Here is a 10,142-nt window from a genome sequence, read left to right on the forward strand (position 1 = left end):
GCGCCGAGCCGCCTCGCGAGGCGCCCCGCGAGGCGCCGCGCCGCGAGCCGCGCCCGCGCGGCCGCAACCGGATGTACATCCCGGGCCTGGGCTGCCTGAAGGGCTGCCTGATGGTCCTGCTGGTGCTGGCGCTGGCCGTGGTGGCGCTGTGGAACTTCACCCCGCTGCCGGAGTACTGGGCCGAGGTCCAGGACTGGTTCTCCAGCGCGAAGGACTGGGCGACGAACCTGTTCGACAGCGCGAAGAACTGACGGGACGGCCCCCGGGGACCCCGCTCGGGCCCCCGGGGCCGGACCTCGCGGTGATATTGACGCTTTGTCGACAATTCACGAGAATTCCCGCCGTCCGGTACCCGCCAGGCGCCCTCAGGCGGCCCGCGGAGGGCGGTCGGGCGCGTAGGTTGGTCGCTGTTGTCCCGCCCCACCGAGCGCCCCGGACCCTCCCGGAGCGCTCCCGCCGCCCACGGAGCAGCATTGGCACGCAAGATCGGCAGCCGCTACACCGTCCACCAGGTGATCGGCCGGGGCTCGGCCGGGACGGTCTGGCTGGGCGAGGGCCCGGACGGTCCGGTCGCGGTCAAGCTGCTGCGCGAGGACCTGGCCGCCGACCAGGTGCTGGTCGGGCGCTTCGTCCAGGAACGCGCCGCGCTGACCGGCCTGGACCACCCCCGGGTGGTCGGCGTGCGCGACATGGTCGTCGACGGCAGCGACCTCGCCCTGGTGATGGAGCTCGTCCAGGGCACCGACCTGCGCTCCCGGCTGGAGCGCGACGGCGCGCTGCCCCCGCAGCTCGCCGCCTCGGTCATCGCCGACGTCGCCGACGGCCTGGCCGCCGCGCACGCGGCCGGCATCGTGCACCGGGACGTCAAGCCGGAGAACGTCCTGCTCGACCTCTCCGCCGCCCCCGGCCCCGGCGGCGCCCCGCGCGCCAAGCTGACCGACTTCGGCGTGGCCCGGCTGGTGGACGCCCCGCGCCGCACCCGCGCCACCCGGATCATCGGCACCCCCGACTACCTCGCCCCCGAGATCATCGAGGGCCTGGAGCCGCGCGCCGCCGTCGACATCTACGCCCTCGCCACCGTGCTCTACGAGCTGCTGGCCGGCTTCACCCCGTTCGGCGGCGGCCACACCGGCGCCGTGCTGCGCCGGCACGTCACCGAGCAGGTGCCGCCGATCCCCGGCCTGCCCGACGGCCTGTGGCGGATCATCGCCGAGTGCCTGGCCAAGGCCCCCGCCTCCCGGCTGCGCGCCGCCGAGCTGGCCTCCCGGCTGCGCGAGCAGCTGCCCGCCCTGGCCGGGCTGCCGGTGCTGGCCGTCCCGCAGCAGGGCCGGGCGCCCGTCGAGGAGCAGCTGACCCCGGGCGAGGCGGTGTACGCCGAGGTGGACGCCGCCCCCGGCACCCACAAGCGCCGCCGCGGCCCGGCCGTCCCGCTGGTGCCCGGCATCGCCCCGGACTCCACCCGGGACACCCACACCAGCCTGCGCCGCCCCTCCGCGCACGAGCTGGCCTCCTACGCGGCCGAGTCGCGGGCCCAGCGCACCGCCCCGGGCGCGGGCCACCGCCGGGACCGCCAGGCGCTGCTGCGCCGCCGCCGGGTGCTGGCCGTGCTGCTGGCGGTGGTCCTGCTGCTGGCCGGCGCCGCCGCGGCCTGGACCGCCTTCGCGGCCACCGCGCCGGACCCCGGCTCCGGCTCCCGCCCGGCCACCGTCTCCACGGCGCCACGGGCCCCGTAGCGGGCCCGTCGGGGGCCCGCCGGCGGGTCGTGTGCGCCCCGGACGCCCCCGCGGTCGTCAGAAGCCCCCCGGGAACCATTACCCTGGGGGCGTGGCAGCCGTCGATCCTTCCGAAGAGCTCAAGAACCTCGAAACGACCATGGGGTCGATCGAGGCCGTCCTCGACCTGGACAAGATCCGGGCCGACATCGCGCGCCTGGAGGAGGAGGCAGCCGCCCCCGACCTGTGGGACGACGTCGCGAACGCGCAGAAGGTGACCAGCAGGCTCTCCTTCCTCCAGGGCGAACTGCGCAGGGTCGAGGGCCTGCGCGGCCGCATCGAAGACCTGGGCGTCCTGTTCGAGCTGGCCGAGGCCGAGGACGACGCGGACACCCGCGCCGAGGCCGAGGCCGAGCTGACGTCCGTCGCCAAGGCGGTCGAGGAGCTGGAGGTCCGCACCCTCCTGTCGGGCGAGTACGACGCCCGCGAGGCGCTGATCAACATCCGCGCCGAGGCCGGTGGCGTGGACGCCGCCGACTTCGCCGAGCAGCTGATGCGCATGTACCTGCGCTGGGCCGAGCGGCACGGGTACCCCACCGAGGTGTACGACACCTCGTACGCGGAGGAGGCCGGCATCAAGTCCGCGACCTTCACCGTCAAGGCCCCGTACGCCTACGGCACCCTCTCGGTCGAGCAGGGCACGCACCGCCTGGTCCGCATCTCCCCGTTCGACAACCAGGGCCGCCGGCAGACCTCGTTCGCCGGTGTCGAGGTGCTCCCGGTCGTCGAGCAGTCCGACCACGTCGACATCGACGAGTCGGAGCTGCGCGTGGACGTCTACCGCGCCTCCGGCCCCGGCGGCCAGGGCGTCAACACCACCGACTCGGCGGTGCGCATCACGCACATCCCGACCGGCATCGTGGTGTCCTGCCAGAACGAGCGCTCGCAGATCCAGAACAAGGCGTCCGCGATGAACGTCCTCCAGGCCAAGCTGCTGGAGCGGCGCCGCCAGGAGGAGAAGGCGGCGATGGACGCGCTCAAGGACAGCGGCAGCTCCTGGGGCAACCAGATGCGCTCCTACGTGCTGCACCCGTACCAGATGGTCAAGGACGTCCGCACCGAGTTCGAGGTCGGCAACCCGCAGGGCGTGCTGGACGGCGACATCGACGGCTTCATCGAGGCCGGCATCCGGTGGAGGAAGCAGCGGGAAACCGCGAGCTGAGCGTGAGGACGCCGGTCTCGATGAACATCAAGCACAGCATCGAGGCCGGCATCCGGTGGCGCAAGCAGCGCGAGACCGCCGCGCAGTAGTCCGCGGTCCGCACAGGGCGGAACGAAGGAAGGCCCCCGACCGGTTCACCGGTCGGGGGCCTTCCCGTGTACGTACGTCTCAGGCCAGCGCCTGCCGCGCGATCAGCGCCACCGCGAGCAGTCCGGCCAGCACGGCCAGCAGCATCGCGGGGGAGAGCGCGGCGAACGGGCCCTGCTGCTCCTGCAGCCGGGCCCGGGTGGCACGGCACGCGGGGCAGCGGCCCTCGCTGACGCGGCCGTTGCAGTGGGCGCACACCAGATGGTCGCAGGTCATGCGATCTCCTCCTCGCTGCTACTGCAAACGCACCGGACCGGGCCTTGGTTCCTTCTCGTGCCCTGTGCGGCGGAGCGGTCGTGCCCGACCGCACCCTCCACTGTGCCAGGTTCCGGGCGTTCCGGCCCCCGGGCTGTGAGATGGCTCCCAATTTTCGGGGCATACCAGGGCATTTTCCCCCGGCCCCCCGCCCCTGTCGCGGCCGGACCTGCGGGCCGGGCGCCCGTTCGCGTATGGTCCCAAGCCGGGAGCGGCCGTTCCGCTCCCCTCGCCCGCCCCGGGCCGGGCATGCCGAGGGGCGGACCGACCCAGGACTGGCGCCGCCTAGGATGGCCTCCGTGATGCAGCCGTGATCAGATTCGACAACGTCTCCAAGACCTATCCCAAGCAGAACCGTCCCGCCCTGGACAACGTCTCGCTGGAGATCGAGAAGGGTGAGTTCGTCTTCCTGGTCGGCTCGTCCGGCTCGGGCAAGTCCACCTTCCTGCGCCTGTGCCTGCGCGAGGAGCGCCCCAGCAGCGGCGAGGTGCACGTGCTGGGCAAGGACCTCGGCAAGCTGTCCAACTGGAAGGTGCCGCACATGCGCCGCCAGCTGGGCACCGTCTTCCAGGACTTCCGCCTGCTGCCCAACAAGACGGTCGCGCAGAACGTCGCCTTCGCGCTGGAGGTCATCGGCAAGCCGAAGAGCGCCATCGGCAAGGTGGTGCCCGAGGTGCTCGACCTGGTCGGCCTCGGCGGCAAGGAGGACCGCATGCCGGGCGAGCTGTCCGGCGGTGAGCAGCAGCGCGTCGCGATCGCCCGGGCGTTCGTCAACCGCCCCATGCTGCTGATCGCGGACGAGCCCACCGGCAACCTCGACCCGCAGAACTCGGTCGGCATCATGAAGCTGCTCGACCGGATCAACCGCACCGGCACCACCGTGCTGATGGCCACCCACGACCAGGCCATCGTCGACCAGATGCGCAAGCGCGTCATCGAGCTCGACAAGGGGCTGCTGGTCCGCGACCAGGCCCGCGGCGTCTACGGGTACCAGCACTGACCGCTCGGCGCTGACCCCGTGGGCCGCCCGCCCGCCTCGCCCGACCAGCAGTACCGACCCTGGAGTTGTTGAACGCATGCGCGCCCAGTTCGTCCTGTCGGAGATCGGTGTGGGTCTCCGCCGCAACCTGACGATGACCATCGCGGTCGTCGTCAGCGTCGCGCTCTCCCTCGCCCTCGCCGGTGCCTCCCTCCTGGTCCGCGACCAGGTCAACTCGATGAAGGGGTACTGGTACGACAAGGTCGAGGTGAGCATCTACTTCTGCACCAAGGCCGATGCCCGCAACTCGCCCCAGTGCGACAAGGGCGCGGCCACCGACCAGCAGATCGCCGACATCAAGACCCAGCTCGACAAGATGGACTCGGTGGTGCAGTCCTCGACCTTCGAGAACTCCGCCGAGGCGTACAAGCACTGGAAGGAGATGAACCCGGACAACCCGCTCATCTCCGTCCTCGGCCCGGAGGCCATCCCGCAGTCGTGGCGGGTGAAGCTCAAGGACCCGACCAAGTACGACGTCATCCAGAGCGCCTTCGCCGGCAAGCCCGGCGTGAAGTCGGTCGAGGACCAGCGCAAGATCCTGGAGAACCTCTTCGGCCTGCTGAACGGCCTCCAGACGGCGGCCTTCGTCATCATGGTGCTGATGCTCTTCGTCGCCCTGCTGCTGATCGTCAACACCGTCCGGGTGTCGGCGTACAGCAGAAGGCGCGAGACCGGCATCATGCGCCTGGTCGGCGCCTCGAACTTCTACGTGCAGATGCCGTTCATCGCGGAGGCCGCGTTCTCCGCGCTGCTCGGTGCGGTGATGGCCTCCGGCCTGCTGCTCGGCGGCCACTTCTTCGTCCAGAACTGGCTCGCCGAGCGGGTGCAGTTCATCCACTTCATCGGCCTGTCCTCGGTGCTGGCGGTGATACCGCTGCTGGTCGTGGTGGGTATGGGCATGGCCGGCATCGCGGCCTTCTTCACCCTCCGCAAGTACCTCAAGGTCTGAGTCCGCGACGACCCGGACGGCCCCGGCGGTCCCGGACGGCACTGCGCCGTCCGGGGCCGCCGGCGTTCCGCCGCCACCGCTTCCGGGCTGCGGCGTTTCCGGGAGGTTCTAGACTCCGGTCCATGCCCGTCACTCCCCGCGCGGTACGTCAGGTGGCCACCCTCAGCCTGGTGTTCGGCGTGGTCCTGCTGGCCGGGGCCGCCACCGGCGCCTGGGGCGAGCCCGGCGCGACGCCGCGTCCGCCGTCCGCCGACACCGCCCGGGCCGCCGCCGCGACCATCGGCGCCGGCCAGGACCCGGCCGGCGCCGACCTCTCCGAGCAGCAGGCCGAGCACCTGATCGGTGCCACCGGCGACCGCTGGGGCGCGTACTACAGCGCCCAGGAGTACGCCGAGTTCAGCCAGGGCCTGGACGGCCGCTACCTCGGCGTGGGCCTGTCCGTGGGCCGCGGCGAGGACGGCGTCACCACCGTCTCCCAGGTGCTGACCGCAGGCCCGGCCGCGGCCGCCGGGATCGCGGTCGGCGACCGGCTGCTGCGGATCGGCGACGACCCGGCGGACCGGCTGCCGGTCACCGAGGTGGTCGCCCGGCTGCGCGGACGCGAGGGCGCCGAGCGCCGGCCCGGCTCGGAGGTGGTCCTGGCCGTGCAGCGCGAGGAGGGCGAGGAGCGCGAGGTCCGGCTGCGCCGCGCCCTGCTGGACAGCCAGCAGGTGACCGTGGAGCACCTGGCGGGCGGCGCGGTGCGGATCGCGGTGCGGGCCTTCACCTCCGGCGTGGCCGAGCAGGTGCGCGCCGCCGTGCGCGGCGCACGGGCCGGTGTGGTGCTCGACCTGCGCGGCAACTCCGGCGGGCTGGTCGACGAGGCGGCCGGCACCGCCGGGGTCTTCCTGGACGGCGGCCCGGTCGGCTCGTACCAGGACCGCGGCGGCACCCGGGAACTGACCGCCCCGCCCGGCGGCGACCAGCGCACCCCGCTGGTGGTGCTGGTCGACGGCGGCACGATGAGCGCCGCCGAACTGCTCACCGGGGCCCTCCAGGACCGCGGCCGGGCCGTGGTGGTGGGCGGGCGGACCTTCGGCAAGGGCACCGTCCAGCAGCCCAGCCGGCTCGCCGACGGCGCGGTGCTGGAGCTGACCGTCGGCCGCTACTACACCCCGGCCGGCCGCTCCCCGGAGGGCACCGGACTGGCCCCGGACGTCCCGGCGGACGCCTCCGAGGACGCCGCGGCGCTCGCCCTGCGGGTCCTGGCCGGTCTCGGGACCCGTGCGTAAAGGGGCTGCTCGGCACGGGGCGGAGGTGCGAGAATGACCGCGCTATGGCAAAGGAAACCGGACACAAGCTGATCGCGCAGAACAAGAAGGCGCGACACGAGTACACCATCCTCGACACCTACGAGTGCGGTCTCGTGCTCACCGGCACGGAGGTGAAGTCACTGCGCGAGGGGCGGGCCAACCTGGTCGACGGCTACGCCTACATCCAGAACCACGAGGCGTGGATCGACAACGTCTTCATCCCCGAGTACACCCAGGGGACGTGGACCAACCACGCGGCCCGGCGCAAGCGCAAGCTGCTGCTGCACAAGCTGGAGATCCGCAAGATCGAGACGAAGGTCCGGGACGCCGGCCACACCCTCGTCCCGCTCTCGCTCTACTTCAAGGACGGCCGGGTGAAGCTCGAACTGGCGCTCGCGGTCGGCAAGAAGCTGTACGACAAGCGGCAGACCCTGCGCGAGAAGCAGGACACCCGCGAGACGGCGCGCGCCGTGGCGGCCGCCCGGCGACGCCAGCGTTAATCGGCTGGACCCTCGCTGGTCGCCTCGCGTACCATGGGCCCAGCACCACGGACGGGAGACCGTCCGCGCTGTTTCTCAACAAAACATGGGGATGATCGGTTTCGACAGGGGATGTTGAAACAGGGGAAGCGAGCCGAGGAACGCGGCAATGATCTCGTTAACCACGTGTCGCAAAAAAATAATCGCCAACTCTAAGCGCGATTCCCAGCAGTTCGCTCTCGCTGCCTAATAAGCACCGATAGCGCTTGGGTGTCAGACCGGGGGGTTCCCGACCCGGACCCTGGCATAATCTAGGGAACTCAACCGTCCGCCCGGGCTGCGGGGGCGGATGGGAAATCAAACAGCAGCTGGGCCTGTTGGCGGCTTGTCCGTGTGACCGCCAGGGCCGAGAAAAGCACAGCGGACTGCGCTCGGAGAAGCCCTGAATTGACTCCACTGGACCCGGGTTCGATTCCCGGCATCTCCACCACCCCATGTTGACAGTGTGAAGGCCGTCCACCGCGTTGCGGAGGGCGGCCTTCACGTTTCCCTCGGCCGGGGCGTAGGATCGTCCGTCCGCTCGTTTCCCGGAGCCGGATTCCGCCGCAACCACCGAGGCCATGCAGAGCAACACGGACACCAGCACCACGGACACCGCCGCCACCGACCACGAGACCGTGCGCGAGCGCGAGATCGCCGGCGAGCAGCGTCACCTCGACACCGTCTACCGGCGGCTGGAGGAGAAGCTCGCCGAGGCCGAGTACATCCTGGAGGACGCCGCCAAGCGCGTGCACGTCGGCACCCCCGGCGCGCTCGCCGAGCGCGACGCCCAGGTGTACCGGGCCGGCGCCCACCTCCAGCGGCTCAACAACGAGTTCGAGGACTTCCTGTTCGGCCGCATCGACCTCCAACGGGCCGACGCCCCGGAGGAGCACGGCATCCCCTCCAACACCCCGCTCGACCCGGCCGACCCGGCCGTCGCCGAGACCCTGCACATCGGCCGGCTCGGGGTGCTGGACGCCGAGTACGGTCCGCTGGTGATCGACTGGCGGGCCCCGGCCGCGGCGCCGTTCTACCGCTCCACCCCGCTGGAGCCCGGCCGGGTCGTCCGGCGCCGGGTGATCCGCTCCAAGGGCCGCAAGGTGATCGGCGTCGAGGACGACCTGCTGCGTCCCGACCTCACCCCCACCCTGGACGGCGAGGAACTGGCGGTGGTCGGCGACGGCGCGCTGATGGCCTCGCTCGGCCGGGCCCGCAGCCACTCGATGCGCGACATCGTCTCCTCCATCCAGCGGGAGCAGGACGAGGTGATCCGCGCCGCCGCGGCCGGGGCCACCCTGGTCACCGGCGGCCCCGGCACCGGCAAGACCGCGGTGGCGCTGCACCGGGCGGCCTTCCTGCTCTACCAGGACCGCCGCCGCTACGCGGGGGGCATCCTGGTGGTCTCGCCGACCCCGCTGCTGGTCTCCTACACCGAGGGCGTGCTGCCCTCGCTCGGCGAGGAGGGCCAGGTCGCCATCCGCGCGGTCGGCTCGCTGGTCGACGGCATCGAGGCCGGCACCTACGACACCCCGGAGGCGGCCCGGATCAAGGGCTCGGCCCGGATGGTCCAGCTGCTGCGCCGGGCCGCCCGGGCCGCGCTGGAGCTGGGCGCGCCGCAGGAGCTGAAGGTGGTCGCCCGCGGCGAGGTGCTGAAGCTGGACGCGGGCCGGCTCAAGGCGGTGCGCGGCAACGTCGTCGGCTCCGGCGGCACCCCGCTCAACCTGCTGCGCCCGCGCGCCCGCCGGCTGCTGCTGGACGCGCTGTGGCAGCAGGCCACCCGGCACCTGCCCAGGCCCGCCGACCACTACGCCCGCGAGCAGCGCCAGGAGGAGAAGGAGGCCTTCGACGAGTACGTCTCCGACGAGGCGCCGTTCCTGGACTTCCTGGACGCCTGGTGGCCCGCGGTCACCCCGCGCCGGGTGCTCGGCACCCTGAAGCACGCCCGGCACATCAACCGGATCGCCCGCCGCGCGGTCACCCCCGACGAGGCGAAGGTGCTGGCGGCCTCCTGGCGGCACCTGTCGCAGCGCGGCGAGGGCGCGCTGTCGGCGCACGACGTGGCGCTGGTGGACGAACTGCAGGTGCTGCTCGGCGAGCCGGCCCGCCCGAAGGTCCGCGAGGTGGACGCGGTGGACCTGCTGAGCGGCCTGGAGGAGGTCACCACCTTCGCCGACCGCTCCGCCCGGCAGCGCGAGCGCGTGCCCGTGGAACGGGTCGAGTACGCGCACGTGATCGTCGACGAGGCGCAGGACCTCACCCCGATGCAGTGGCGGATGATCGGCCGCCGCTCCCGGATGGCCACCTGGACCATCGTCGGCGACCCGGCGCAGTCCTCCTGGCCGTTCCCGGAGGAGGCGAAGGCCGCGCTGGACGAGGTGCTCTCCGGCAAGCCGCGCCGCCGCTTCACGCTGACCGTGAACTACCGCAACCCCGCCGAGATCGCCGAGGTGGCGGCCAAGGTGCTGGAGCTGGCCGCGCCGGGCACGCCGTCGCCGAGCGCGGTGCGCAGGGTGGGCGTCGAGCCGCGCTTCGCGGCCGTCACCGACCCCTCGCCGGAGGCCTTCGGCGCGGGCGCCCGGGCCGAGCTGGAGCGGCTGCTCGGCGAGGTGGACGGCACGGTGGCCGTGGTGGTGCCGATGGACCGGCGGGCCGAGGCGGCGGGCTGGGCCGAGGGGCTGGGCGACCGGGTGGTCGCGCTGGGCAGCCTGGAGGCCAAGGGCCTGGAGTACGACGCGACCGTGGTGGCCGACCCGACCGGGATCGCCGGCGAGTCGGAGGCGGGCCTGCGGGTGCTGTACGTGGCGCTGACCCGGGCGACCCAGCGGCTGACCGTGCTGTCCGGTCCGGACGACCTGCCGGACGCGGCCGGGGTGCCCGCGCTGCTGCGCGACTGACGCCGGGGCCGGGGGCGTGCGGCCGGGCCGCCCCGCCCCCGCCCGGCGCGGCCCACCGAGGCGCTCTCGGATGGACCGCTGACCCTCGCCAGGCCGTCGGGAGGGGCGGGC

At 72.8% G+C, this 10,142-nt stretch carries 8 protein-coding genes, 1 other RNA gene and 1 pseudogene; 9 read left to right on the top strand and 1 reads right to left on the bottom strand.

The window, feature by feature from the left end; all coding sequences use genetic code 11:
- The 3 genes and pseudogenes from ACFXAM_RS35225 to prfB form a co-directional block, all read left to right on the top strand.
- Positions 1 to 251: pseudogene (locus tag ACFXAM_RS35225) on the top strand (serine/threonine protein kinase); the annotation flags it as partial.
- A 222-nt stretch (positions 252 to 473) separates the two neighbouring features.
- A complete protein-coding gene (locus ACFXAM_RS35230; RefSeq protein ID WP_380297590.1) occupies positions 474 to 1,733 on the top strand; it encodes a serine/threonine-protein kinase in 1,260 nt (419 codons plus the stop codon).
- Between the two features lie 91 nt (positions 1,734 to 1,824).
- On the top strand, positions 1,825 to 2,934 hold the full coding sequence (gene prfB / locus ACFXAM_RS35235; RefSeq protein ID WP_380297592.1) for a peptide chain release factor 2: 1,110 nt from the start codon (positions 1,825 to 1,827) through the stop codon (positions 2,932 to 2,934).
- Positions 2,935 to 3,102: 168 nt separating this feature from the next.
- Here the strand turns inward: prfB and ACFXAM_RS35240 are convergent, their stop codons facing one another.
- Complete coding sequence (locus ACFXAM_RS35240) at positions 3,103 to 3,297, bottom strand: hypothetical protein (RefSeq protein ID WP_344325125.1); 195 nt, start codon at positions 3,295 to 3,297, stop codon at positions 3,103 to 3,105.
- A 349-nt stretch (positions 3,298 to 3,646) separates the two neighbouring features.
- Here ACFXAM_RS35240 and ftsE point away from each other — a divergent pair, with 349 nt between their 5' ends.
- The 6 genes from ftsE (at position 3,647) to ACFXAM_RS35270 (ending at position 10,031) form a co-directional block, all read left to right on the top strand.
- Positions 3,647 to 4,336: a cell division ATP-binding protein FtsE gene (gene ftsE / locus ACFXAM_RS35245; RefSeq protein ID WP_380297594.1), complete on the top strand. Its 690-nt coding sequence runs from the start codon at positions 3,647 to 3,649 to the stop codon at positions 4,334 to 4,336.
- A 76-nt stretch (positions 4,337 to 4,412) separates the two neighbouring features.
- Positions 4,413 to 5,324 (top strand): permease-like cell division protein FtsX, encoded by a 912-nt coding sequence (gene ftsX, locus ACFXAM_RS35250; RefSeq protein ID WP_344325131.1) that lies wholly within the window; start codon positions 4,413 to 4,415, stop codon positions 5,322 to 5,324.
- A gap of 122 nt (positions 5,325 to 5,446) precedes the next feature.
- The gene (locus ACFXAM_RS35255; RefSeq protein ID WP_380297596.1) at positions 5,447 to 6,595 is read left to right on the top strand and encodes a S41 family peptidase; all 1,149 of its coding nucleotides are present in this window, start codon (positions 5,447 to 5,449) and stop codon (positions 6,593 to 6,595) included.
- A 44-nt stretch (positions 6,596 to 6,639) separates the two neighbouring features.
- Positions 6,640 to 7,116 carry an SsrA-binding protein SmpB gene (gene smpB, locus ACFXAM_RS35260; RefSeq protein ID WP_350544683.1) on the top strand — a complete coding sequence of 159 codons (477 nt, stop codon included), beginning with the start codon at positions 6,640 to 6,642 and terminating at the stop codon, positions 7,114 to 7,116.
- 87 nt (positions 7,117 to 7,203) lie between these two features.
- Positions 7,204 to 7,585, top strand: a transfer-messenger RNA (tmRNA) gene (gene ssrA / locus ACFXAM_RS35265).
- A gap of 130 nt (positions 7,586 to 7,715) precedes the next feature.
- Positions 7,716 to 10,031 carry a HelD family protein gene (locus tag ACFXAM_RS35270; RefSeq protein ID WP_380297599.1) on the top strand — a complete coding sequence of 772 codons (2,316 nt, stop codon included), beginning with the start codon at positions 7,716 to 7,718 and terminating at the stop codon, positions 10,029 to 10,031.
- The last annotated feature ends 111 nt before the right edge of the window (positions 10,032 to 10,142 follow it).

Source organism: Kitasatospora sp. NPDC059462 (assembly GCF_042749955.1).
Taxonomy (GTDB): Bacteria; Actinomycetota; Actinomycetes; order Streptomycetales; family Streptomycetaceae; genus Kitasatospora.